Raw genomic sequence first — 24369 nt, 5'->3', positions numbered from 1 at the left:
GGGTCCGGCGCACCGGTTCGCGTTGCGACACGCCCGTCACGGTGATCACAATTGCACCACCGGCGAGCCGGCGTGACGCCCGCCGCGCCAGACCGGCGGCGCTGCCGTGGGCGGAGGCGGGACGCGGGCTACCCTGTGCCTCATGACGAGCCCGGAACACCGCCGCCCCGGCTCCGGCCGGCGCGCCCACCGTGACCGCCACGGGCGGGGCCTGCGCGGACGGCTGGTGCCGGCCACCGTGCCGCTGGCCCGGACCAAGGCCGAGGTCTTCGACGACCTCGTCCTGGACACGGTGGAGACGCTGGAGCGTCGGTTCGCCAAGGAACTGGCCGGGGTCGAGTTCGCCGTGGAGGACGTCCCACCGGAGCTGAACGTCTACGACTCGGACGTGCTGGAGGACGGCGAGGTGCCGCTGGCCCGCCTGCTGCCGGGCCGCCCGGGCCGGCAGGAGATCCCGCCCCGGATCGTGCTCTACCGGCGGCCGCTGGAGTTCCGGGCGATGGACCGGGAGGATCTCGCCGACCTGGTCCACGACGTGATCATCGAGCAGGTGGCGAACCTGCTCGGGGTCGACCCGGACGAGCTGGCCTGACGGGCTTCCGCCCGGGAGACTCGCGGTGGTCGATTGACCGCCGACGCCGACGGATCCGCTGCCGCGGAACAGCGGCCCCCGGGGCCACCGACGCCGGGCGGCGTGAAGATCACGCCGAGCCGGACGGCCGCACGAGGACGACGCTGAGCCGGGCGGCCCCCACCGCCCGGACCCGGCGTCGATTCAGGCGGCCCGCCGCTTCAGCTTGCGCCGCTCCCGCTCGGAGAGGCCGCCCCAGATCCCGAACCGCTCGTCGTGGCCGAGAGCGTATTCGAGGCATTCCGCCTTGACCTCACACCGCGAGCAGATGCGCTTCGCCTCGCGGGTCGAGCCGCCCTTCTCGGGAAAGAACGCTTCCGGATCGGTCTGCGAGCAGAGCGCCCGCTCCTGCCACTCCGGCGCGTTTCCGAGCAGGTCGGCCACCTCAAGCTGGCCGTCCATCAAATGCCTCCTTGTCGCGCACCGGCGTCATCGCCGCTGCAACCCCCCACGCGAAAGGCGTGCTTGTCCGTCCGGTCCCGTTTTGATGCGTTCCGTGCGAACAACCCCATTCAAATTACACGCGTGTAATGCGTGCGCCGTCAAGCCAAACTTGATAATGGAGTCGCCCTCCCGACATGCCCCGGACGGCCATCCGACCACCCGGCCTCGCAACCTGCCCTATCGATTCAGACCCCGGCCGAGTAACGCCCTCTCCGGCGAGTTGCCGGAGTTTTCTGTGTGGCGTTCCGGCGGGACGGCCGCGGAACACCACGAGGACGGTCCCCGGACAGCAATGCTGATCTTGGTGGGGCACAGGTTAACGCGACTCTCGCCGTACCGCCCGTCGAGCGACCGGCGTCCGCGGCCCTCTGTCCACATGCTGGACACCGCGCCGTGGACGCGCCCGGCCGCGGAGTGGCCCGACGCTGCTCGGCATCGCACCCGGACCGCCGCGACCGCGTGACGCGAACCGCACCGGTCGTCCCACCACACGGTACGGATCGGACCCCGGTAAGGACACAGTGGACAGTCGCCCCCAGCGGGTCCGGGAGGAACGCCGCCGCCGGCGCCGGAGGGAGCCGGCGGCGGTTCTCGCCGCGACCGCCGCCGGCGGGAGGTGGTACGGCCGGCGGCGCGGAAAGGTTCGACCTCAGGGGCGCACGGCGCCGTACGCGGTGGTGCGCCGCCGCGCCGGACGCCCGGCCGCCGCCGCGATCGCCCGCAACTGCTCCTCGGTACGGGCCGACCCGTTGGCCGAGCCGGCCATCCGGGAGATGGTCTCCTCCATGAGCGTGCCGCCCAGGTCGTTGCAGCCGCCCTGGAGCATCGCCACCGTCCCGGCGTCGCCGAGCTTCACCCACGAGCACTGGATGTTGTCGATCCGGCCGTGCAGCAGCAGCCGGGCCATGGCGTGCACCGCGCGGTTCTCCCGCCAGGTCGGCCCGGGTCGCGCGATCCCGGCCAGGTAGATCGGGGCGTTGGTGTGCACGAACGGCAGCGCCACGAACTCGGTGAAGCCGCCCGTACGGTCCTGCACACCGGCCAGCACCCGGAAGTGGGCCAGCCACTGTCCGGGATGGTCCACGTGTCCGTACATCATCGTGGAGCTGGACCGGATCCCCAGCTCGTGCGCCGTGGTGACCACCTCGACCCAGGCGGCGGCCGGCAGCTTGCCCTTGGTCAGCACCCAGCGGACCTCGTCGTCGAGGATCTCCGCGGCGGTGCCCGGGATGGTGTCCAGCCCGGCCTCGCGCAACCGGGTCAGCCACTCCCGCACCGGCACACCGGCCTTCGCCGCGGCCGTCACGATCTCCATGGGCGAAAACGCGTGCACGTGCATCTCCGGCACCCGCGCCTTGATCGCCCGGACGATGTCGGCGTACCCGGTCACCGGCATCTTGGGGTCGATGCCGCCCTGGAGGCACACCTCGGTGGCGCCGGCCGCCCACGCCTCCTCGGCCCGGTCGGCGACCTCGTCGACCGAGAGCCGGTACGCGTCCGCGTCGCGCTCGCGCTGGGCGAAGGCGCAGAACCGGCAGCCCACGTAACAGACGTTGCTGAAGTTGATGTTGCGGTTGACCACGTACGTCACGTCGTCGCCCACCGCCGAGCGGCGTACGTCGTCGGCGATCCGGCAGAGTTCGTCCAGGGCCGGGCCGTCCGCCGCGAACAGCGCGAGCGCGGCGTCGGTGTGCCGCGGTTCCAGCAGCGCGGCCGGATCGTCGGCGGCGAGCCGCAGGCCGGCCCGCAGATCGTGGTCACCGGCACCGGCCGGCACCGGCCCGGCCGTCACCTTCGTGGCCACCTCGGCCCAGTCGCCGTAGACGCTGTCGAAGTCGCCGCGCCGGTCGCCCGTACGGCCGGTGGTGTCGATGGTGACGTGCAGGTCGGTCCGCCCGCCGAAGACCTCCTCCGGCTCCTGCCACGGCCGGCCCACCGGGCGGGCGTCCTCGACGGCCAGCCCCGTCTCCGGGTCCGCCAGGGCCGTGACGTGCGCCAGGACGCGCGGGTCGATCCACGGGTCGCCGGCGCGGACGTACTCCGGGTAGACGGTGAGCCGCTCGCGCAGGGTGAAGCCGCCCTCGGCCGTGCGCCGGGCCAGCTCGTCCAGTTGCGGCCAGGGCCGCTCCGGGTTCACGTGGTCCGGGGTCACCGGGGAGACGCCGCCCCAGTCGTCGATGCCGGCGCGCAGCAGCAGGTCGTACTCGCCGGCGATGAGGTTCGGCGGGGCCTGGATGCGCGCGCGGGGCCCGAGCAGGACCCGCGCCACCGCCACCGTGGCGGCCAGGTCGTGCAGCTCCGCGTCCGGCATGCCCCGCATCGCGGTGTCCGGCTTCGCCCGGAAGTTCTGCACGATCACCTCCTGGAGGTGGCCGTACTCGCGGTGCGCGCGGCGGATCGCGAAGATCGCGTCGACCCGCTCGGCGTGGGTCTCGCCGATGCCGATGAGGATCCCGGTGGTGAACGGCACCCCCACCCGGCCGGCGTCGTCGAGCACCCGCAGCCGGACCGCGGGCTCCTTGTCCGGCGAGCCGAAGTGCGGGCCGCCCGGCTCCGACCACAGCCGCGTCGCCGTGGTCTCCAGCATCATGCCCATGCTCGGGGCGACCGGCTTGAGCCGCTGCAACTCGGCCCAGGAGAGCACGCCGGGGTTGAGGTGCGGCAGCAGGCCCGTCTCCTCCAGCACGGCCACGGCACAGGCGCGCAGGTAGTCCAGCGTGGACTCGTAGCCCCGCTCGTCCAGCCAGCGCCGGGCCGCGGGCCACCGCTCCTCCGGGCGGTCACCGAGGGTGAACAGCGCCTCCTTGCAGCCCTGCGCCGCGCCGGCCCGGGCGATCGCGAGCACCTCGTCGCGGTCGAGGAACGGCGCCGGCAGCCGGTGCGGCACGGTGGCGAACGTGCAGTAGTGGCAGCGGTCCCGACAGAGCCGGGTCAGCGGGATGAAGACCTTCTTGGAGTACGTGACGACGCCCGGCCGGCCGGCCTCACGCAACCCGGCGTCGCGGATGCCGGCGGCGATGCCCAGCAGTTCGTCGAAGGCGTCGCCGCGCGCACCGAGCAGCGCGGTCGCCTCGTCGACGTCCAGCGCCCGCCCGGTCGCGGCCCGGCGCAACGCCCGGCGCACACTCGCCTCGGTCGGCGCGGAGTCGGTGCGATCAACCATTCGCTCAGCCTAAGCCGTGATCGGCGGTGCCCCCGCCGCGTCCGGCCCGAGCGTGGGCAACCACACCGGACACGGAAGGAGCGGCCCCGTGGGAGGCCGCTCCTTCGGTGTCCTGCCGGCGTTACCGGACCTCGGTCAGCGCGGGGTGTTCGGGTCCTCACCCGGGTTGATCGGCTGGGTACGGTCGCTCTCCCCGTCCGTCGGCCGGGGAATGGCCTGGGTCGGCTCGGCGGACTGGCGCGGGATGGCCTGGGTGGGGTCCGCCGACGGCGGCTGCCCGAACGGCGGGGCCGCGGGCGGCACCGGGTTCGCCGGCGGGGCCGAGTGCGGCGCGGCGTTGGCCGGCGGCGCCGACTGCGGCGGGGTGAACGGCGGGGTCTGCGGGCCGTACGGGCCGGGCTGGCCGGCGTGGGGGCCGGCCGGCGGGTAGCCGCTCGGCTGGCCGGGAGCCGGGTACGCGCCGGGCTGCCCCGGCACGGGGTAGCCACCGGGCTGGCCGGAAGCGGGGTAGCCACCGGGCTGGCCGGCGCCGGGCCAGCCGCCGGGCTGCTGCGGCCAGCCGGGCTGCGGGGAGCCGTAGACGCCGGGCTGCGGCTTGGGCTTCGGCACGTAGTAGAGGGTCCGCCAGAGCCGGTAGACGACGTACGCGGCGACCGCGAAGATCGCGATCCACGCCAGCCGGGTGAGCAGGCCGAGCAGGGCTTCGAGCACCTCGCCCTCGGCCAGTTCCCCGACCGTCCAGATCAGGAACGTCAGCGCGCCGAAGAACGCGCTGACCGCGTACTCGATCAGGGCGACCTGGGTGATCGTCCTGGCCCGGCCGAGGACCGGCTCGATGTGGGTGGCGAGCAGCACGGCCAGCACCGGCAGCACCACCGCCTCGATGCCCATGAACGCGCCGAAGGCACCACCGGCCCGGTCGCTGAAGGTGCTGTACTCGGTGGGTGTCAGCAGCCGGATCAGGCCGACGAAGAGCAGCACGGCGTTCGCGCCGAGAAACGCGAGCGCGGCCAGTTCGCGTAACGGCTTGGTCAGCTGGCGGGCCTGCGTCGCGTCGGCGGACGCGGGCTCGGCGGGGCTGGTCACGAGCTCTCCCTGGGGCGAAGCGGACAGTTGCCGACGTGAGCCTAGTCTCCCGGGCCACTGGCGGACCGTAGGCGTGGCGTGCGCGAGGATGGTCGACATGCGCATCGTGGTTCTCGCGGGCGGCATCGGGGGCGCCCGGTTCCTGGTCGGCGTACGCGCGTACGCCCGGCAGGTGGGCGCCGACGTGACCGCCGTGGTCAACGTCGGCGACGATCTCTACCTGCACGGCCTGAAGATCTGCCCCGACCTGGACAGCGTGATGTACACGCTCGGCGGCGGCGCCGACCCGGAACGCGGCTGGGGGCGCGCGGGCGAGAGCTGGACGGTCAAGTCGGAGCTCGCCGCGTACGGCGCGGAGCCCACCTGGTTCGGCCTCGGCGACAAGGACATCGCGACCCACCTGGTGCGCACGACAATGGTCGACGCCGGCTACCCGCTCTCCGCGGTGACCGAGGCGCTGGCCACCCGCTGGCAGCCCGGCGTACGGCTGCTGCCGGCAACGGACGACCGGCTGGAGACGCACGCGGTGGTCGACCTCGACGGCGGCCAGCGCGCCATCCACTTCCAGGAGTGGTGGGTGCGCTACCGGGCGGACGTGCCCACGCACCGGTTCGTCTTCGTCGGCGCGGACACCGCGAAGCCCGCGCCGGGGGTCCTCGACGCCATCGGCTCGGCCGACGTCGTGCTGATCGCACCGAGCAACCCGGTGGTGAGCATCGCCCCGGTGCTCGCCGTGCCCGGGTTGCGGGAGGCCGTCGTCGACGGACCGGGCCGGGTGGTGGGCGTGTCGCCGATCATCGGCGGCGCCCCGGTACGGGGGATGGCCGACCGCTGCCTGGCCGTGCTCGGCGTCGAGTGCAGCGCGGCCGGTGTCGGCGGCCTCTACGGCGGCAGGTCGAGCGGTGGCCTGCTGGACGGCTGGCTCGTCGCCGAGGAGGACGAGGGCACGGTGGTGCCGGAGGTGACCGTCCGCGCGGTACCGCTGCGGATGACCGACGAGGCGGCGACGGCGGCGATGGTCCGCGCCGCGGTGGAGTTGCGGTGAAGCTGGAGATCCTGCCGGTGCTGGGCATCGGCCACGTGTCCGAGGGTGACGACCTGGCGGCGCTGATCGCCACCGCGGCGCCCTGGCTGCGCGACGGCGACGTGCTGGTGGTCACCAGCAAGATCGTGTCGAAGGCGGAGGGGCGGCTCGTCGACATCCCGGCCGACGGTCCGGAACGGCAGGTCGCCCGCGACGAGGTGCTGGCGGCGGAGACGGCCCGCGTGGTCGCGAGCCGCGGCCCGACCCGGATCGTGCAGACCCACCACGGCTTCGTCATGGCCTCGGCGGGGATCGACGCCTCGAACGTGGACAAGACCCGGCTGGTGCTGCTGCCGAAGGACCCGGACGCCTCGGCCCGGGCGCTGCGCGCCGCGCTGCGGGACCGCTACGGCCGCGACGTCGCCGTGATCATCAGCGACACGATGGGCCGGCCGTGGCGCAACGGGCTCACCGACGTGGCGCTCGGGGTGGCCGGCATGGACCCCATCCGCGACCACCGGGGCGAGACCGACCCGTACGGCAACGAGCTGCACGTGACCCAGATGGCCGTGGTGGACGAGCTGGCGGGCGCCGGCGAGCTGATCAAGGGCAAGATCGACCAGGTGCCGGTGGCCGTCGTGCGCGGCTACCTGGGCGCCACCCGCCCGGACGACGGCGCCGGCGCGGCGGCGCTGGTCCGGGACGCGGCGCAGGACCTCTTCTCCCTCGGCACCGCCGAGGCGAAGGCCGCCGGCCTGGCGTCCGGGGCCACCCTGCCGGACGGGCCCGGGCCCGCGCCGGCCAACCCGGCCGCGGTGCGCCGCGCCATCGAGGCGGTGGCCGGCGCGGTCGCGCCCGGCACGGTGTTCACCCTGGTCGACGACGAGGTACGCCCCGGCCTGGCCGCCGCCGTGCCCGGCTGGCCGGAGCAGGCCACCGCGCTGGTCCTCGGCTCCCCGCCGACCCCGGTGGACCCGAACGACCTGGTCCGCTTCGGGGCGGACATGCACCGGCTGCGCATCGCCCTGGCCGCGGAGGGGATCGGCTCCCTGCTCCTGCCGCCCCCCGCCGCCAGCACGGCGAGCGCCGCCCTGGCCCTCTGACCGCACGCCCGGCCCCGTGCTCGCCCGGCGCGGCCGCGCCCCGGCGCGCTCTCGCCTCGGCGCGCTCTCGCCTCGCCCCGGTGATCATGAGGTTGGCGGGGCGACACGCGGCGACACGCCGGCGCCAACCTCATGATCACCGGGGCGAGCCGGCGGGTCGGGGCGGGTCGGCCGGTCGGCCGGTCGTGGGCGGGTGGGGCGGGGGCGGGGGTGGGTGGGTCAGGCGTCGAGCATGGCGCGGCCCAGCGGGGTCAGCGTGTGCAGCACCGTGTTGCGGTCGCGCTGACTGACGAGCAGCCCGGCGTTGCGGAGCACGGTGGCGTGCTGGCTGGCCGCGGCCGGTGAGATGTTCAGCCGGCGGGCCACCTCGCCGGTCGTACAGCCGTCGTCGCTGGCCTCCAGGACGGCCGCCCGCGTCCGGCCGAGGAGCGCGGCGAGCGCCTCCCGCCCCGGCGACGGCCCGCCGTCCCCCTCGGACGGCAGGAGCCCGCCGAGCCGGTCGACCGGATAGACCAGGACCGGGGGCAGCGCGGGGTTGAGCAGCGCCACCGGCGTACGGGCACAGAAGAACGAGGGCACGAGCAGCAGCCCTCGGCCGTCGAGGTGCAGTTCGCGGCTGTCCGGGTAGTCATGCACCTCCAGCACGCCGGAGTCCCAGCGCATGGCCGGCCGCAGGCTGGTGAGCAGCCCCTCCACCCCGCCGTCGAGCAGGGCACGGGCCCGCCGCGTCCGGTCGGCCTCCACGGCCGCCTGGATCCGTCCCCAGTACGGGTTGATCGCCACCGACCGGTACTGCTCCATCGACTCGGTCAGGTGGCGCAACACCTCGGGCTCGCCCCGCGCGAGCGCGGACGCCGACGACGGAAGCACGTTCTCGCCGGCGAGCACGGTCAGGTCACGCCGCAGCAGCGGCACGGGTGTGCTCCGGACCGCGTCGAGGCCCGCCTCGAAGCCGCCGAGGCTGGCGTACGGGGTGAGGAAGTCGGGGAAGTACCCGCGGGGCGGGTTGAGCGCGAACAGGAGGCGGAAGTTCTCGCGCGGCGTGTCCTGGCGCAGCCCGCGGGCGACGGTGCGGCGCCAGGTGGCCATGAGCGGGTCCCGGCTGCGGCCCTGGAGCAGGTGAAGGCTCAGCACCAGTTCCCAGACCGGATCGGCGGCCGGGGCGACCCGGGTCCGCAGGATGTCCTCGCCCGAAAAGTAGATCTTCAACATGGCGCGCGCTCCCGATCGCCGGGCAGGGGTTGCCGGCAACCGTCTGCACTCTACCGGCCGGCACTTATCTCCATCTTTAAGCGTGAGCTGAAAAACCTCGACGGCCCGACGGCCCGTTGGGCATGCTTCCAGTGCCAGCGGTGCCGGCCCGTCGACGGTGCACGGCATCGGGGCACCGGGGCCGGGGAGGACCGGCGACCGGGCGGCACCAACGAGGGTCTGCGGCCCAGACGAACCGCAGGGGTGCCGTCCGGTCGTCCCGCCCGATGCCCGGTCATCCGGCCGCGATCGACGGGGCACCGGCAGTTGGCCGGGGCCGGCCAAGCCGCCGGGTCACCACGCCGCGACCGGCCGGCGCACTCGTACAGTGGCGGGATGCCGGACACCCCGACCGCCGCGGACGCCTCTCCGCCGGCGTATGCCGAAACCTCCGCGCCGTCTCCCGAAGCCTCCCTGCAGGCGTACGCGGCACTGCACGCGGACGCGGCGGCGCTGCTGACCGGCTGGGCGCCGACCAGCCCCGAGGCTGCCGCGGCCCGGGACCGCACCCTGGCGTTGCTCGCCGCCGGGCCGGTGGCGATGAGCCGGACGCACCGGCCCGGCCACGTCACCGCGAGCGCCCTGGTGCTGGACTCCACCGGCGCGCGGGTGCTGCTCTGCCTGCACGGCAAGCTCGGGCGCTGGGTGCAGCTCGGCGGGCACTGCGAGGCCGGCGACCGGACCCTCGCCGGCGCCGCGCTGCGCGAGGCGACGGAGGAGTCCGGGATCGCCGGCCTGCGGATCGATCCGGTCCCTATCGACGTGGACATCCACCCCGTCGCCTGCCAGGGCGGATCGCTGCACTACGACGTCCGCTTCGCCGTCCTCGCGCCGGACGGCGCCGTCGAGCGGGTCAGCGACGAGTCCGAGGCGCTGGGCTGGTTCCCGCCGGACCGGCTCCCCGAGCCGCTGGCGCACGGCACCGCGCACCTCGTGGCGCCGGCCCGCGCGGCGCTCAGACGTAGCCCTCTTCGCCCCGCGCCTTGAGATCGTCGACCAGGGCCTTGACATCCTGGGCCCGCTCGCGAGGGCAGACCAGCACGGCGTCCGGGGTGTCCACCACGACCAGGTCGTGGACACCCAGCGCGGCCACGAGCCGCCCGGAGTGCGGCACCACCACGAGGCCGCTGCTGTCGTGCAGCAGGACACCCGGCTTCGGGGCGCCGAGCACCACGTTGCCCGCCGGGTCCGCCGGCAGCACGTCGCCGAGGGTGTGGAAGTCGCCGACGTCGTTCCAGCCGAAGTCCCCCGGGACCGTGGCGACCCGCCCGGCCGTCGCGGCGCCCTCCATCACGGCGTAGTCGACGGAGATCTTCGGCAGCGTCGGCCAGACCGCCCCGAGCACGTCGTCCTGCTCCGGGGTGCCCCAGGCCGCCGCGATCGACGTGACCCCGGCGTGCAGCGCCGGCTGCTGCCGGGCCAGCTCCGCGAGGAAGACGTCCACCCGCCAGACGAACATGCTGGCGTTCCAGAGGTGCCGCCCGGAACGGACGTACACCTCGGCCACCTCGAGGGCCGGCTTCTCCTTGAACTCGGCCACCCGGCGCAGCGGGCCGCCGCCGATCAGCTCCCCGCACTCCAGGTAGCCGTAGCCGGTCTCGGGCCGGGTCGGGGTGATGCCCACCGTCATGAGCAGCCCCTGCTCGGCGCCGCGCATCGCCTCGCGGACCGTCTCGGCCCACCGCTGCGGGTCGCCGATCAGGTGGTCGGCGGCGAAGGAGCCCATCACCGCGTCCGGGTCGCGCCGCGCGATCACCGCGGCGGCCAGCGCGATCGCCGCGCAGGAGTCCCGCGGTGAGGGCTCGACCAGGATGTTCTCCTCCGGCAGGCCGGTGAGCTGCCGCGCCACCGCCGTCACGTGCGCCGTCCCGGTCACCACGAGCGTGCGCTCGGGTGTGGTCAGGGACGCCAGCCGCTCCACGGTCGCCTGCAGCAGCGAGGCGGGCGTCCCGGTGAGTGGGTGGAGGAACTTGGGGTGGCCGGCCCGGGACAGCGGCCACAGCCGTGTGCCACTGCCACCCGCCGGGATGACGGCGTAGAGCATCAGCACATCATGCCCGAACGGCGCACGCGGGACGGGAGGTTCGGCCCCACCTCAGGACCGGGCGCGGGTCCACGCCGCGATGTGCACCTCGGCGCTCGACTCCCACGTGAACTCCTTGGCCCGGTCGAATCCGGCCTTGGCCAGCGACAACCGGCGCGGCTCGTCGTCGAGCAGCGCGGCGAGGTCCGCGGCGATCTGCTCCGGGTTCTCGCTCGTGTAGGCCACCGCGTCGCCACCCACCTCGGGCAGCGAGAGCCGGGGCGTGGTGAGCACCGGAGCGGCGCACGCCATCGCCTCGAGGATCGGCAGCCCGAAACCCTCCCCGTAGGACGGGTAGGCGGCCACCAGCGCCCCGCCGAGGAAACCGGGAAGGTCCGCGTAGCGCAGGTAACCGGGGCGCAGCAGCCGCAGGTGCGACGGCACCTCGGCGACGGCGCGGTCGATGTCGTCGTCGTGCCCCTGGCCGCCGGCCACCACGAGGGCCGGCGGGTTGGGGCGGTCGGCGACGGCCCGGGCCCAGCCCCGGATCAGGTTGGGGACGTTCTTGCGCGGCTCCTTGGCCCCCAGGAACGCGATGTAGCTGCTGTTGCCGAGCCCGAGGCGGGCACGCACGCGGGCCTTCTCCTCCTCGCTCGGGGCGTGGAAGGCGGCGTGGTCGACACCGTGGTAGGCGACGTCGATCCGGGTCGGGTCCGCGTCCAGCAGGCGGATCAGCTCGTCCCGGGTCGCCTTGCTCGGCACGATCACCCGGTCGGCGCGGCGCAGCGACGTCTTGATCGCGCTGCGGAAGAACGTCCGCCGCGACTTGTCGTAGTGCTCCGGCTCGGTGAAGAAGGTCGCGTCGTGCACGGTCACCGTGACGGGACAACCGGCGCGGAGCGGACAGGTGTAGAACGGCGAGTGCAGCACCTGCGCCCCGACCTGCTGGGCGAGCAGCGGCAGCCCGGTCTGCTCCCACGCCAGCCGGGCGGGGCGGTGGGCGACGGCCGCCGGAGCCGGGATGATCTCCGCACCCGGCAGCATCCGCGAGTAGCGCTCCAGGTCGGTGCGGAGGCTGACCACCGCCAGCTCCACCCCCGAGCCGCAGACCTTGCCGAGCGCCCCGAGCAGGCCATCGACGTATCTACCGACGCCGCCACGGTCGGCGGGGACACTCGTGGCGTCGATGAGCACGCGGGGCGGGCGACCGGCGGTCACGGGGCGACTCCTTGCTGGCGGGTCTGTGGGGAACGACACTCCGGTGGCAAGCCTACGCCGGAGCCCCGCTCCGACGCTGACTGCGACCCGACCGTACGCGGACTTGTCATCGCCATCGGGTACGGACCGGGACGGCGTATCGTTCGCGCCGATGGCCGAGAACATTGCCGGGGTCTTCGCCGACGCGATCGCCACCGACCCCACCCGACCGTTGCTCACCTGGTACGACGACGCCTCCGGCGAGCGGACCGAACTGTCCGGCGCCACACTGGCCAACTGGGTGGCCAAGACGGCCAACCTGCTCGTCGACGGGCTCGGCCTCGGGCCCGACGACACGGCCGGCGTACTGCTCCCGCCGCACTGGCAGACCGCCGCGGTGCTGCTCGGCTGCTGGTCGGCCGGGCTCACCGTGGCCGCGGCCGCCGGCCCGGTCGACGTGCTCTTCTCGGCGGCCGACCGGATCGCCGAGGCGGACGCCTGGCCCGCCGACGAGCGGTACGCGCTCGCGCTCGCCCCGTTCGCGCTGCCGCTGCGCGAGGTGCCTCCCGGTTTCGTCGACTACGTCGTGGACGTACGCGGCCACGGCGACCGCTTCACGCCGTACGCCCCGGGTGGCGCGACCGACGCGGAGCTGGTCGCCGCGGCGCGGGCCCGTGCCGCGGAGTTCGGCCTCGCCCCCGGCGACCGGGTGCTGATCGACGCCGGGCGGTATCCCGACCCGGTGGACTGGCTGCTGGGGCCCCTCGTGGCCGGCGCCACCGTGGTGCTCTGCGGCAACCTGGACACGTCCCGCCAGTCCACCCGGGAGACCGCGGAGAAGGTCACCAAGCGCCTCCCCTGACCCGCCCCGCCCCGCCACTCCCCCGCGATCTTGCAGTTCGTGCCCCCGTTCTGGGCGTGATGCCCCATATGCCGGGGCAGAAAGTGCAAGATCGCGGGAGAGGGTCGGGGCGCGGGGGAGAGATCCCGGGGCGCGGGAGGGGGCGGGGGTCAGGCTCGGGCGGGGTGGTCCTCGGTTGCGCGGCGCTGGGCGAACGCGGCGAACGCCGACAACGACTCCGGGTTCGCCAGGGCCCCCTTGGCGGCGGCGCGGTCGACCGGCGTACCGGTGAGGATCTTCTTGACCGGCACCTCGAGCTTCTTCGCCGAGAGCGTGCGCGGGACCGCGCGGACCTGGTGGATCTCGTCGGGCACGTGCCGCGGCGACAGCGCGGTCCGCAGCTCCCGGCAAATCTTCCGCCGCAGCTCGTCGTCCAGTTCCAGCCCTTCGGCCAGCACCACGAAGAGCAGCAGCTCACCGGCGCCGCCCTCGTCGTCCTCCAGGTGCACCACCACCGAGTCGACGACCTCGTCGAGCCCCTCCACGACCGAGTAGAACTCGGCGGTGCCGAGCCGCACGCCGCCCCGGTTGAGGGTCGCGTCGGAGCGTCCGGTGATCACGCAGCCGCCCCGCGCGTTGATCGTGATCCAGTCGCCGTGCCGCCAGACGCCCGGGTAGACGTCGAAGTACGCCTCCCGGTAGCGGGAGCCGTCCGGGTCGTTCCAGAAGCCCACCGGCATGCTCGGCATCGGCTCGGTGATCACCAGCTCGCCGAGCTGGTCGAGGACCGGGCTGCCGTCGGACGACCGCGCCTCCACCTTGGCGCCCAGCGCCCGGCAGGCGATCTCCCCGGCGTGCACCGGCACGAGCGGCACACCGCCCACGAAACCCGTGCAGACGTCCGTGCCACCGGACAGCGACTGGAGCTGGAGGCGGTCACCGACGTTCTCGTACACCCAGGTGAAGCCCTCGGCGGGCAGCGGCGCGCCGGTGGAGCCGAGACCGCGCAGCGCGGAGAGGTCGGCGATCTCCCGCGGCACGAGACCGGCCTTGCGGCAGGCCAGCAGGAACGGCGCGGACGTGCCGAAGTACGTGGTGCCGGTCTCCTCCGCCATCCGCCAGAGCGCCCCCAGGTCCGGATGGCCCGGGTTGCCGTCGAAGAGCACGATGGCCGCGCCGACCGCCGGCCCGGAGACCAGGAAGTTCCACATCATCCAGCCGGTGGTGGTGAACCAGAAGAACCGGTCGGCCGGGCCCAGGTCGTGGTGCAGGGCGAGCATCTTCAGGTGCTCCAGCAGGATGCCCCCGTGCCCGTGCACGATCGGCTTCGGCAGTCCCGTGGTGCCCGAGGAGTACAGCACGTAGAGCGGGTGGTCGAACGCGACCGGGGTGAAGGTCAGCGGCTCGTCGGTGGGCGCCGCCAGCTCGGCCCACGGGATGGCGCCGTCGGGCGCGGCCTGCGTCCGGTCCGCGGCGCCGCCGTCGGCGTCCGCAACGTCGAGGTACGCGATGCCGACGGTGTGCCGCAGCGACGGCAGGGCGGCCCGGATGGCGGCCACCTCGGCGCGCCGGTCCACCGCCTTGTCGCCGTACCGGTAGCCGTCCACGGCGACCAGCACCGACGGCTCGATCTGCTGCCACCGGTCGGTGACGCTGCGCGTGCCGAACTCGGGCGCGCAGGAGGAGAAGATGGCGCCGAGGCTCGCCGTGGCGAGCAGCAGGACGTACGTCTCGGGGATGTTCGGCGCGTACGCCGCCACCCGGTCGCCCGGGCCCACGCCGAGCCGGCGCAGGCCGGCGGCGACCCGGCGGACCTGCTCCCGCAGCTCGCGGGCGGTCAGGGTGGCCGGCGGCCGGGTCTGCCCGCGCGCGATCACCACCGGGTCGTCGTCGGCCCGGCCCGGCATGCGCAGCACGTTCTCGGCGTAGTTCAGGGTCGCCCCGGGGAACCAGCGCGCGCCCGGCATCCCCCGGTCGGCCAGCGTGGCGGTCGGCGGGGTGTGCGCCACCACCTCGAAGTAGTCCCAGATCGAGCGCCAGAACGCGTCCAGGTCGGTGACCGACCAGCGCCACAGCGCGTCGTAGTCGGCGAAGTCCAGACCACGGTGCTCCCGCAGCCAGCGCAGGTAGTCCCCGATGCGGGACCGTTCGCGTACGTCCGCCGGCGGCGTCCACAGCACGTCACCCACTGCTCCACCCTCCCCTGGCCCGGACACGACACTGTGAAATGGGCCGTGGCGCCATCTTGCCTCACCTCGAAGCGCCATTGTCCGCACCCGTCCCCGCCCACGGGGCGTGGTCGATCCACATGGCGAGCAGCGAACCTGTGTGTCCAGGCACGGGCCCCCGTCGACGGCGGCTGTCGAGGGGCCCTGCGTGTGCCTCAGCCGGCGCGGGTGCGCCTGGTGCGTGTGCCTCAGCCGGCGCGGTGCGCCTGGATCGCGCGCCGGCGGGCGAGACGGTGCGCCCGGCGGATCTCCGCCTCCCGGTAGCGGCGCTCGTCCTCCGGGGTCTCCGGCAGCACGGGGCGGACCGGTCGCGGGGTGCCGCCGACGTCGACGCTGACGAAGACGAGGTACGCCGTGGCGACCCGGATGGGCTCCTCCTCGGCCGAGTCCCACCGTTCGGCGACCACCCGGACGCCGACCTCCATCGAGCTGTGGCCGGTCCAGTTCACCTGCGCGTGCGCGTGCACGAGGTCACCCACGCGGACGGGCTCGGAGAAGACGATCTCGTCGATCGCCGCGGTGACCGCCGTGCCGCCGCTGTGGCGGGCCGCGGCGGCCCCCGCCACGTCGTCGACGAACTTCATCAGCACGCCGCCGTGCACGGTGCCGTAGAGGTTGACGTCGACGGCCGTCATGATGCGGCTCAACGTGACCCGGGAGTACGACGTCGGCTTGCCGGCCGGGGCGGCGGAGGGGTGCTCGGTCATGACGGAAACGGTACGGTGCGCGGATGCGACATCTCTGGAGCTTCCTCGCCGGGTTGGTGGTGGCGCCCATCACCTGGGTGCTGGTCACGCTCGGGCAGGACGGGTCGAGCCGCACGATCGACCGCTGGGTGGAGATCGGGACGTTCAACACGGCCAACCTGATCGAGCCGGCCGTCTACCTCGGTGTCGGCGGCATCCTCCTGGGCCTGCTCGGCACGCTGCGCATCTCGCCGCTCGGCCCGCTGGTGGCCGGGCTGCTGCTCGTCACCCCGTACGTCGGGATGTTCGTCGCGCCGTTCGCGGTCCGCGACGCCGTGCCCGACGGCTGGACGGTGTTCGGCGATCCGCTGCCGCTCCAGCTGCCGGTCGAGAACGGCACGCTCTTCCTGATCGGCCTGCTGCTGCTCATGGCGACGTTCAGCGTGCAGCGCTGGCGCCGCTGGCCGGCGCCGGACGCCGAGCCGGCGGCGGTGGCCACGGAGAACGACAAGGACAACGCCCCCACGCTGGCCGACTGGCCGCCGACCCTGACCGACCGGGACACGGACACCCCACCGATCACGCTGGCGTACCCGTCGACGCCGACCGAGCCGCTGCCCCGGCGTACGGGCGGCGAGTCGCCGTGGTCCGCCCCGCCGCGCAAGCCGGAGGACACCACCGGCATCCGTTGAGACCGTGGCGGGCCGGTGGTGTCACCGGCCCGCCCCGAGCGGTGGCTCGGCCAGCCCCGACCGGTGGCTCAGTCGCGCAGCAGCTGGCGGGCCATCACGATGCGCTGCACCTGGTTGGTGCCCTCGTAGATCTGGGTGATCTTGGCGTCGCGCATCATCCGTTCGACCGGGTAGTCCTTGGTATAGCCGTAGCCGCCGAGCAGCTGCACCGCGTCAGTGGTGATCTCCATGGCCGCGTCCGAGGCGAAGCACTTGGCCGCCGCGCCGAAGTAGGTGAGATCCGCGTCACCGCGCTCGGACCTTCCGGCCGCCGCGTACGTCAGCTGCCGCGCCGCCTCGAGCTTCATGCCCATGTCGGCGAGCATGAACTGGACGCCCTGGAACTCGGCGACCGCCTTGCCGAACTGCCGGCGCTCCCGCACGTACCCCTTCGCGAAGTCCAGCGCACCCTGCGCGATGCCGACGGCCTGGGCGGCGATGGTGACCCGGGTGTGGTCCAGGGTCCGCATGGCGGTGGCGAAACCGGTCCCCTCGGCGCCGATCATCCGGTCCGCCGGGATCCGCACGTCGTCCAGGTAGACCTCGCGGGTCGGGGAGCCCTTGATGCCGAGCTTCTTCTCCGGGGCGCCGAAGCTCACCCCGGGGTCCGACTTCTCCACGACGAAGGCGGAGATGCCCTTGGACCGCGCCGACGGGTCGGTGACGGCGAAGACCGTGTAGTACTCGGAGACACCGGCGTTGGTGATCCACCGCTTCACGCCGTTGAGCACCCAGTGATCCCCGTCACGCACCGCCCGGGTGGTCATCGACGCCGCGTCGCTGCCGGCCTCCGGCTCCGAGAGGCAGTAGGAGAACATGGCGTCACCGGCGGCCACCGGGGTCAGGTAGCGCCGCTTGAGCTCCTCGGAACCGGCCAGCAGCAGCGGCATGGTGCCGAGCTTGTTCACCGCGGGGATCAGGGAGGACGCCGCGCAGGCCCGCGCCACCTCCTCGATCACGATGGCGGTGGCCAGCGCGTCGGCTCCGGCGCCGCCGTACTCGACGGGGATGTGCGGCGCGTGGAAGTCGGCCGCCCGCAGCGCGTCGTAGGAGGCCTTGGGGAACTCGCCGGTCTCGTCCGCCTCGGCGGCGTGCGGGGCGACCTTCGCCGCACAGACCTCACGCACCGCCTCCCGGATCGCCTCGTGCTCCTCAGGCAATCGGTAGACGTCGAACGACTCCTCTGCGGGCATACCGGCCCCTCCCCTTCACCGCTATCATGCGCAGTCTGTACCGTCCCCTGACCGCTGACCGCGCAGACTGAAGGGTAGCGACCAGGGTTCAGATACAAGTTACCGCGGCGTAGGCTCGTACTCGGCGAGCACCACCGCGGGATCGGCGACCATGGAAGGCGAGCTAGCTCTCCGGTGCCCGGCCAGGCGCCGCAGCAGTACGCGACGCAACGGTGCGCCGCCCAGTGCGAGCGGAGAAGACAGGCGTGACAGTTCCCTACCCCAACAGCCAGCCGGTACCGCCCATCGCCGCGGTGACCCCGCCGTCGGGCGCCTCCCGGCCCCGGGTGACCTTCCTGGGCACCGGGTATCTCGGCGCGACCTACGCCATCTGCTACGCGGAGCTGGGCTACGACGTGCTCGGCTTCGACGTGGACGCCGACAAGATCGCCATGCTGAACGCCGGCCAGGTGCCGATCCACGAGCCCGGCCTGGACGAGCTGCTGAAGCGCAATCTCGCCGCGGGGCGGCTGCGGTTCAGCACCGACATCGCCGAGATCGCCGACTTCGGCGACGTGCACTTCATCTGCGTCGGCACCCCCCAGCGCGCGGACGGCATGGGCGCCGACCTGTCGTACGTCGAGGCCGCCGTCACGAGCCTGGCCCAGCACCTGAGGCGCAAGGCGCTGATCGTCGGCAAGTCCACCGTCCCCGTCGGCACCGCCGAGTGGGTCGAGCAGCTCGTCGGCAAGCACACGCCGGCCGACCTCGGCGTCGAGGTGGCCTGGAGCCCCGAGTTCCTCCAGGAGGGCTTCGCGGTCGACGACGTGCTGCGGCCCAACCGGATCGTGGTGGGCGTGAAGAGCGAGTGGGCCAACGGCATGCTCTACGCCGCCCACAAGGGCGTCTTCGACCTGGCCGCCACCGAGGACCGCGAGGTGCCCCTCGTGGTGACCGACTTCGCCACCGCCGAGCTGGTCAAGGTCGCCGCGAACGCGTTCCTCGCCACGAAGATCTCCTTCATCAACGCGATGGCCGAGGTCTGCGAGGTGGCCGGCGGCGACGTCACCCAGCTCGCCCGCGCCATCGGCTTCGACCCCCGCATCGGCAACCGGTTCCTCCAGGCCGGCCTCGGCTTCGGCGGCGCCTGCCTGCCCAAGGACATACGCGCCTTCCAGGCCCGCGCGCAGGAGCTCGGCGCGGGCGAGGCGCTGCGTTTCCTGCACGAGGTCGACCTCATCAACCAGCGCCGCCGCAGCCGCGTGCTCCAGCTCGCCGCGGAGCTGCTGAGCCGCCGCTCCGGCCCGGCCGGGCCGGACCTGTCGGGCACGCGGATCGCCGTGCTCGGCGCGACGTTCAAGCCCAACACCGACGACGTACGCGACGCACCGGCGCTCGCCGTCGCCGGGCTGCTGCGCAAGGCCGGCGCCGACGTGCACGTCTACGACCCGCAGGGCATGGAGAACGCCCGCCGGGCGATGCCGGAGCTGACCTACGAGGCCAGCATGACCGACGCCGTCACCGGCGCCGACCTGGTCTGCGTGCTCACCGAGTGGGCCGACTTCCGCAACGCCGACCCGGTCGCCCTCGGTGAACTCGTCGCCGGCCGCAAGGTGGTCGACGGGCGCAACTGCCTCGACCCGGCACTGTGGACGCAGGCCGGCTGGGAGTACCGCGGCATGGGCCGCCCCTGACCGACGCGGTGTAACGGCCGGTCGCGGAGCATCCGCGACCGGCCGTTTCCTTTCTCCCCCGGACTCGTTTGTCCTGGACCCGCCGACAACTGTCGAAAATGGCGCCGGCTTTGGGCATGCTGCGACAGTGGGAGTCCACAGTGCGGGTGGAGGGGTGTCGTGGCGACCTTTCAGTGCTCCTCGTGCGGCCGGGCCATCAAGCCGGCCGTCCGCTGCCCGCACTGCGGCGCGGAGCAGCCACAGTGGGTCGAACACCTGGCGGAGATCGAGCGGTCCATCGCGGAGATGAAGGCGCGCGACGCCGCCATCGCCCGTGAGCAGCGGCAGATCGCCGCGAAGATGCAGGCCGCGCTCTTCCAGCGGGACATCCTCGCGCACGCCGGTGAGGAACGGCTCAAGCAGGCCACCCGGCCGCGCCGGGTGCTCCGCCGGCGCCCCGGCCGGCGGCCACCGACCGCCACGACCGGCGCCCCGCCACGGGTTCCCCGCCAGGGCACCCCACCGGGCACCGCCGAGCCCCCACCCCCGCCACCTCCGCCCACCTGGCTCGACGCCGACGACCCCGAGCACCCGCCGGAGGCGTCCTCGCGGGAGGTGCAGAACATCCCGCTCGGGCTGGGCGCCCTCCTGCTCGGCGTGGCCGCCGTGGTCTTCGCCGCCGTGGCGACCAGTTCGATGGACGCCGTCGCGCGGCTCGGCATCCTGCTCATCGCGACCGTGCTGCTGCTGCTCGCACCGCCGGTCCTGGCCCGACGGGGGCTCACCTCCACGGCCGAGACGATCGCCGCCGTCGGCCTGCTGCTGGTGCCGCTCGCCGGGTACGCGCTCTGGGCGGTCGACCGGATCGGCGGCAGCGGCGCCTCGGGCGCCGTCTTCGCCAGCATGGTCTTCGCGGCCACCGCCGGTGTCTCGCTCGGCTACGCCGCCTGGAGCGGGCTGCGCGCGCCCCGGTTCGCCACGGTGCTCGCCGCCCAGCCGGTGGTGCCGCTGCTGGCGTACGACCGGATCACCGGCCCGGCGGGCTGGGCCATGGCGCTCACCGTGGTCGCCCTGCTCGACCTCTGGCTCGCCCGCTCCGGCGTCGTGGTGGAGCGCCCGGTCCGCCGCGACCTGCCGGAGCCGCCACCGCCGCCACCGGCCTCCCCGACCGCGCCCCGGCAGCGGTCCGCCGACGAGCGTCCCGAGGCGGCCCCGGAGGAGGCCGGCGAGGTGCTGGCGCCGGAGCCGGATCGGGCCGACGCGCCGGCCCGGCCGGTTCCCGGGCTCCGCGAGCTGACCTGGCTGCTGCACGGGGTGGCCGTCGCGCTCGCCCTGGCGTACGCCGTGACGGCCCTGCTCCGCGCGGCGACCGTGCCGGCCGCCGTCGGCGCCGGCCTGGTGCTGCTGCTCGCCGCGGTCGCCGGCCTGGCCGGCACACTGGCCCTGCGCCGCCCGCCGCTGCCCGACGTGGGCGCCGGCATCCTGACCCTCGCGGTCATCGGCGCGCTGAGCCGGATCGCCTCGGTGGCGCTGCCCGGCCGGGCGCTGCTGCTGATCTCCGCGGTCATCGCGGTCACCGGGCTGGCGGTCCGCGCCCTGCCGGAGGCCGCCCGGCGCGGGCCGCAGCTCGCCTCGGCGGTGGCGCTCACGGTGAGCGGGCTCGTGGTGGCCGGCGGTGCCCTGCGCGCCGGCATCGCCCCCGTCCAGGCGTCACTCCCCGCGTGGGACGCCGACCTCACCCGGTACCCGACCGAGCTGGCCGCCGCGGTCGGTCCCGCCTCCTGGCAGCTGGCCACGAGCGCCTTCCTGCTCACGGTCGCGGCGATCCTGTCCCTGCCGGAGGACATCCGCCGCGAGTTCGCCGTGGCCGCGGCGGCGCTGACGGCGCTGGCCGTACCGGCCTCGTTCGGCCTGGGTTGGGCGGCGGCGCCGTGGCCGATGGTGCTGACCGCCGTCGGCATCGGGGTGGTCGGGCTCTCCGCACCCACCACCCGGGCCGCGCACGCGCACGCCATCGGCGCGGCGGCGGTGGGCCTGCTCGGGGCGGGCGCCGGCCTGGCCCGGCCGGCGCTCACGACGGCCGTGCTGCTCGTGCTCTTCCTGGCGGGCGTCCTCGTGGCGGTCGCACCCCGGCTCCGCATCGCCCCCGCACCCGCCGACGTCGTCTCCGCCTGGGCCGCCGGCGGCGCGGCCTTCGCCCTGCCCGGCGCGGTGGCCTCCTTCGTGGCCACCACCGTGTCCGCCACCGCCCCGACCACCCCGTCGGCCCTCCGCGAGACCACCGTCCCGGTGCTCGCGGCCGCGTTCCTGGCGGTCTGCGTGACCCTCGGGTACGCGGCGATCGTGCAGGTCTCGCAGCGGCACATCCCCGCACCGCTGGCCGTCGGCACGGGGCTCGGCGCGCTGGTGGTGTCCGCCGCCGCGTTCGGCGCCCCCGGCTCCACCGTGGCCGACGCGTGGGTGGGCGCGCTCCTGCTGGTCGCGGCCGTACTGCTCTTCCTGGCCCCGTCGATCGACGCCGGCCGCCGCGCCGACCTCACCCTGGACGGGTCGGACCTCGCCGCCGCCGCGGTGACCGCCGCGCTGATCGCCACGCTGGTCCGGATCGCGGCCGTCCTCGCCCCCGGCGGGCAGCTCGCCGTGGCGGCCGGACTGGTCCTGGTCGTGGCCGTCGGGGCCCGCGCGATGCCCGAGGAGTGGCGCCGGGGCCCCATCCTCGGCCTCGCCGTGGGCGGCCTGCTGATCGGGCTGGTCGCCGGCTGGATCGCGCTGCGCGGCGGCGTCGGGGTGCTCGCCACCCCCGGCCCGATCTGGGCGGGCGACCTCTCCGGCTGGCCCGCCGCCCCCACCGGGGGATCGACCTGGCAGGCGCCGGTCGCGCTGGTCCTGCTCGCGGTCGCGGCCGCCGTCCTGCTGCCCCCGCCGTGGCGGTACGACGTGTCCGGCGCCGCCGTCGTGCTCGCCACCATCGGCGCGCCCGCCGCGTTCGCGCTGCCCTGGTGGTCGCCGGTTCTCATCGGGGCGATGGTGGCCACCGTGTTCGGCATGGCCGCGGTGGCGACGATCGAGCCGCGGGCCGGGCTGTCCCGGGCCACGGTGGCCGGCGTCGTGGCCCTGCACGCCGCCGGCGCGGGACTCGTCCGGCCGTGGACCACGGCGCTGGCGCTCGGCAGCATCGCGCTGATCGGCCTGGTGGTCGCCGTACTGGCCCGCAACCTCGCCGGCACGCTGGTCGACGACATCGAGGTGGAGGGCATGCCCCCGCACCTCGTGCAGATCGGCGGTGCCGCGGCCGGCGCCACGCTGCTGGCGCTCCCCGGCGCGCTCGCCGCGCTGGCCGCCGAGTTCGGTCACCCGGCCCAGGTGGTGCTGACCGCGGCCCTGGCCGCGTCCAGCCTCGGGCTGGCCGCCGTGGCCGCGGCGCGGCACCGGATCCCGCAGTACCTGCCCTGGGCCAGCGTGGCCGTGGCGGGCGGCGCGACCATCAGCGCCCTGGCCGCGTTCCCCACCGGCCTCGCCGTCGGCGTGTACGCGGCCGCGGCCGCGCTGCTCGGCGTCCTGGCGGAGCTGGTCCGGGCGGCCACCGTACCGCCGGTCGGCTCGGCACAGCCGGTGCGACGCTGGCAGGTGCTGCTCGACGGCGCCCTGCGCCGGTTGCCCGACGACCCGGAGCGCCGCCGCTGGCGGGTCAGCCCGGCCGCCGGCGCGCTCGCCGCGGCGGTCCTGCCGACCGCTCTCGCGCTGGCCTCCATCGCGCAGGCCCTCGAAGTGGCGCTGGTCGACCCGCACCGGACGCTGTCCCGGGTGTGGCAGGGGCCGCCGCCGGACCTGCTCACCCCGCCGGCGGGCGCGGTCGACCCGACGCACGTGCTGACGGCGCTGCTGCTGACCGCGACCGCGGCGCTCGCCGCCACCGGGTTCAGCGGCGGCCGGCGTACGCGGGCGGTGCCCGTGGTGCTGCCGGGCGCGGCCGTCACCCTGCTCATCGCGCCCACCGCGCTCGGCAACGGCTGGCCCGCGAGCGTGCTCGCCGCCCTGTCGGTGTTCACCATCTCGATGCTGGGACTCGCGCTGACCCCGCCGCCGTCCCTCATCGAACCGGCCCGCTCGTTGCGGCTGGCCCGCGTCCTGGTCTTCGTCATCGGCCTGGCCGCCGGCGGGGCGGGGCTGGCCGGCAGCCTCGCCACCCGGGAGCTGACGCTGTTCACGCTGGGAGGCGCGGTCGGCGTCGGCACGGTGGCGGCGCTCTTCGGCACCACCCAGCGGGCCCGCATCCTCGGGTGGCTGTTCGCCTCGTTGATGGCGCAGCTGTTCGTCCTGACCGCCGGCCTCGTGGCCGGTCTGGCCGCCGTCTGGTCCGCGTTCGGGGTGCTCGCGGTCGGCGCCGCGTTGCAGGTCTTCGCGGCCCTGCTGCCCCGGCTGCGCCAACCCGAGGCGCAGCGCGAGGCGGCCACCGTGGAGTGGAGCGGCCACGCGGCGGCGCTCATCGCGCTGGCGCTGGCCTTCGACTCGCCCCGGCACATCGCCGCCCTGCTCGCCGCCTGGGGCGCGGTGCTCGGGGTGGCGGCGAGCCGGCCCACGCGCCGGCCGGTGGAACGGCGCGTCCTGTTCTGGGCGGTGGTGGTCTGCGAGATCACCGCTTGGTGGATCCTCATGCGGGTCGCCGACGTGGCGCTGCCCGAGGCGTACACGCTGCCGTTCGCGGCGCTCGCCCTGCTCGTCGGGGTGCTGGAACTCCGCGAACGGCCCGACCTCAGCAGTTGGACGGCGTACGGGCCGGCGCTCGTGGCGGCGTTCGTGCCGAGCCTGGCGATCGTGCTGGCCACCGGGTCGACGACGCTGCGGCAGGTCCTCCTGCTGCTCGGGGCGGTCGCCGTACTGATCTTCGGTTCGTCGAGCCGGCAGCAGGCACCGGTGATCGTCGGCGCGACGGTCACCGCGATCACGGCGATCCACGCGCTGTTCGCGTTCGGGCCGTGGCTCGCGCTGATCCCCGTCGGGATCCTGCTGCTCATCCTCGGCGCCAGCAACGAGCGCCGGCGCCGCGCCCAGGAGCGGTTGCAAACGGCCCTGCGCGGCATGAGGTGAGCGCGCCGCCCCATTTCTCGTCGATCTT

At 74.6% G+C, this 24369-nt stretch carries 17 protein-coding genes; 8 read left to right on the top strand and 9 right to left on the bottom strand.

Annotated elements, in window-relative coordinates:
* Nucleotides 1-142: 142 nt before the first annotated feature.
* Nucleotides 143-592, top strand: a complete 450-nt coding sequence (locus tag D7I43_RS07865) for a metallopeptidase family protein (protein WP_120327726.1) — start codon at nucleotides 143-145, stop codon at nucleotides 590-592.
* A gap of 183 nt (nucleotides 593-775) precedes the next feature.
* On the opposite strand, the gene D7I43_RS07860 is transcribed toward D7I43_RS07865, so the two are convergent.
* The 3 genes from D7I43_RS07860 to D7I43_RS07850 all read right to left on the bottom strand — a co-directional run bounded on the left by D7I43_RS07860 (nucleotide 776) and on the right by D7I43_RS07850 (nucleotide 5324).
* Nucleotides 776-1033: a WhiB family transcriptional regulator gene (locus D7I43_RS07860; RefSeq protein WP_120327725.1), complete on the bottom strand. Its 258-nt coding sequence runs from the start codon at nucleotides 1031-1033 to the stop codon at nucleotides 776-778.
* Nucleotides 1034-1724: 691 nt separating this feature from the next.
* Entirely contained in the window at nucleotides 1725-4238 is a 2514-nt protein-coding gene (locus tag D7I43_RS07855; RefSeq protein WP_120327724.1) for a bifunctional FO biosynthesis protein CofGH, read from the bottom strand.
* 135 nt (nucleotides 4239-4373) lie between these two features.
* A complete protein-coding gene (locus D7I43_RS07850; RefSeq protein ID WP_120327723.1) occupies nucleotides 4374-5324 on the bottom strand; it encodes a hypothetical protein in 951 nt (316 codons plus the stop codon).
* 97 nt (nucleotides 5325-5421) lie between these two features.
* On the opposite strand from D7I43_RS07850, the gene cofD reads away from it, so the two are divergent.
* Both cofD and D7I43_RS07840 read left to right on the top strand, forming a co-directional pair.
* Nucleotides 5422-6369 carry a 2-phospho-L-lactate transferase gene (gene cofD / locus D7I43_RS07845; RefSeq protein ID WP_120327722.1) on the top strand — a complete coding sequence of 316 codons (948 nt, stop codon included), beginning with the start codon at nucleotides 5422-5424 and terminating at the stop codon, nucleotides 6367-6369.
* Entirely contained in the window at nucleotides 6366-7451 is a 1086-nt protein-coding gene (locus D7I43_RS07840; RefSeq protein WP_120327721.1) for a coenzyme F420-0:L-glutamate ligase, read from the top strand. The genes cofD and D7I43_RS07840 overlap by 4 nt, the downstream gene beginning before the upstream one ends.
* 219 nt (nucleotides 7452-7670) lie before the next feature.
* Here D7I43_RS07840 and D7I43_RS07835 read toward each other — a convergent pair whose 3' ends face one another.
* Nucleotides 7671-8663, bottom strand: coding sequence for an ArsR/SmtB family transcription factor (locus tag D7I43_RS07835; RefSeq protein WP_120327720.1), 993 nt, complete (start codon nucleotides 8661-8663; stop codon nucleotides 7671-7673).
* A gap of 375 nt (nucleotides 8664-9038) precedes the next feature.
* On the opposite strand from D7I43_RS07835, the gene D7I43_RS07830 reads away from it, so the two are divergent.
* Complete coding sequence (locus D7I43_RS07830; protein WP_120327719.1) at nucleotides 9039-9689, top strand: NUDIX hydrolase; 651 nt, start codon at nucleotides 9039-9041, stop codon at nucleotides 9687-9689.
* Here the strand turns inward: D7I43_RS07830 and D7I43_RS07825 are convergent.
* Both D7I43_RS07825 and D7I43_RS07820 read right to left on the bottom strand, forming a co-directional pair.
* A complete protein-coding gene (locus D7I43_RS07825) occupies nucleotides 9658-10746 on the bottom strand; it encodes a mannose-1-phosphate guanylyltransferase (RefSeq protein ID WP_120327718.1) in 1089 nt (362 codons plus the stop codon). The two genes, D7I43_RS07830 and D7I43_RS07825, sit on opposite strands and share 32 nt — an antisense overlap.
* 51 nt (nucleotides 10747-10797) lie before the next feature.
* Nucleotides 10798-11943 (bottom strand): glycosyltransferase family 4 protein, encoded by a 1146-nt coding sequence (locus tag D7I43_RS07820; protein WP_120327717.1) that lies wholly within the window; start codon nucleotides 11941-11943, stop codon nucleotides 10798-10800.
* A gap of 151 nt (nucleotides 11944-12094) precedes the next feature.
* On the opposite strand from D7I43_RS07820, the gene D7I43_RS07815 reads away from it, so the two are divergent.
* Nucleotides 12095-12784, top strand: a complete 690-nt coding sequence (locus D7I43_RS07815) for a TIGR03089 family protein (protein WP_120327716.1) — start codon at nucleotides 12095-12097, stop codon at nucleotides 12782-12784.
* Between the two features lie 149 nt (nucleotides 12785-12933).
* On the opposite strand, the gene D7I43_RS07810 is transcribed toward D7I43_RS07815, so the two are convergent.
* The gene (locus D7I43_RS07810; RefSeq protein WP_120327715.1) at nucleotides 12934-14952 is read right to left on the bottom strand and encodes an acetoacetate--CoA ligase; all 2019 of its coding nucleotides are present in this window, start codon (nucleotides 14950-14952) and stop codon (nucleotides 12934-12936) included.
* A 227-nt stretch (nucleotides 14953-15179) separates the two neighbouring features.
* Nucleotides 15180-15698 (bottom strand): acyl-CoA thioesterase, encoded by a 519-nt coding sequence (locus D7I43_RS07805; protein ID WP_120327714.1) that lies wholly within the window; start codon nucleotides 15696-15698, stop codon nucleotides 15180-15182.
* A gap of 23 nt (nucleotides 15699-15721) precedes the next feature.
* On the opposite strand from D7I43_RS07805, the gene D7I43_RS07800 reads away from it, so the two are divergent.
* Nucleotides 15722-16369 carry a hypothetical protein gene (locus D7I43_RS07800; protein WP_120327713.1) on the top strand — a complete coding sequence of 216 codons (648 nt, stop codon included), beginning with the start codon at nucleotides 15722-15724 and terminating at the stop codon, nucleotides 16367-16369.
* A 68-nt stretch (nucleotides 16370-16437) separates the two neighbouring features.
* Here D7I43_RS07800 and D7I43_RS07795 read toward each other — a convergent pair whose 3' ends face one another.
* Complete coding sequence (locus D7I43_RS07795; protein WP_120327712.1) at nucleotides 16438-17601, bottom strand: acyl-CoA dehydrogenase family protein; 1164 nt, start codon at nucleotides 17599-17601, stop codon at nucleotides 16438-16440.
* 245 nt (nucleotides 17602-17846) lie between these two features.
* Here D7I43_RS07795 and D7I43_RS07790 point away from each other — a divergent pair, with 245 nt between their 5' ends.
* Complete coding sequence (locus tag D7I43_RS07790) at nucleotides 17847-19274, top strand: UDP-glucose dehydrogenase family protein (protein ID WP_120327711.1); 1428 nt, start codon at nucleotides 17847-17849, stop codon at nucleotides 19272-19274.
* Between the two features lie 159 nt (nucleotides 19275-19433).
* The gene (locus tag D7I43_RS07785; protein WP_120327710.1) at nucleotides 19434-24341 is read left to right on the top strand and encodes an SCO7613 C-terminal domain-containing membrane protein; all 4908 of its coding nucleotides are present in this window, start codon (nucleotides 19434-19436) and stop codon (nucleotides 24339-24341) included.
* The last annotated feature ends 28 nt before the right edge of the window (nucleotides 24342-24369 follow it).

The sequence above is a fragment of the Micromonospora globbae genome (assembly GCF_003610785.1).
Taxonomy (GTDB): Bacteria; Actinomycetota; Actinomycetes; order Mycobacteriales; family Micromonosporaceae; genus Micromonospora; species Micromonospora globbae.
This window is presented reverse-complemented; position numbering and strand designations above follow the sequence as displayed.

Excerpts from the sequence above, each read along its gene's own strand:
- D7I43_RS07860 (WP_120327725.1), bottom strand. The coding sequence starts at position 1,033 with ATGGACGGCCAGCTTGAGGTGGCCGACCTGCTCGGAAACGCGCCGGAG.
- D7I43_RS07865 (WP_120327726.1), top strand. The coding sequence starts at position 143 with ATGACGAGCCCGGAACACCGCCGCCCCGGCTCCGGCCGGCGCGCCCAC.
- cofD (WP_120327722.1), top strand. The coding sequence starts at position 5,422 with ATGCGCATCGTGGTTCTCGCGGGCGGCATCGGGGGCGCCCGGTTCCTG.
- D7I43_RS07795 (WP_120327712.1), bottom strand. The coding sequence starts at position 17,601 with ATGCCCGCAGAGGAGTCGTTCGACGTCTACCGATTGCCTGAGGAGCAC.
- D7I43_RS07855 (WP_120327724.1), bottom strand. The coding sequence starts at position 4,238 with ATGGTTGATCGCACCGACTCCGCGCCGACCGAGGCGAGTGTGCGCCGG.
- D7I43_RS07805 (WP_120327714.1), bottom strand. The coding sequence starts at position 15,698 with ATGACCGAGCACCCCTCCGCCGCCCCGGCCGGCAAGCCGACGTCGTAC.
- D7I43_RS07815 (WP_120327716.1), top strand. The coding sequence starts at position 12,095 with ATGGCCGAGAACATTGCCGGGGTCTTCGCCGACGCGATCGCCACCGAC.
- D7I43_RS07830 (WP_120327719.1), top strand. The coding sequence starts at position 9,039 with ATGCCGGACACCCCGACCGCCGCGGACGCCTCTCCGCCGGCGTATGCC.
- D7I43_RS07800 (WP_120327713.1), top strand. The coding sequence starts at position 15,722 with ATGCGACATCTCTGGAGCTTCCTCGCCGGGTTGGTGGTGGCGCCCATC.
- D7I43_RS07825 (WP_120327718.1), bottom strand. The coding sequence starts at position 10,746 with ATGCTCTACGCCGTCATCCCGGCGGGTGGCAGTGGCACACGGCTGTGG.
- D7I43_RS07835 (WP_120327720.1), bottom strand. The coding sequence starts at position 8,663 with ATGTTGAAGATCTACTTTTCGGGCGAGGACATCCTGCGGACCCGGGTC.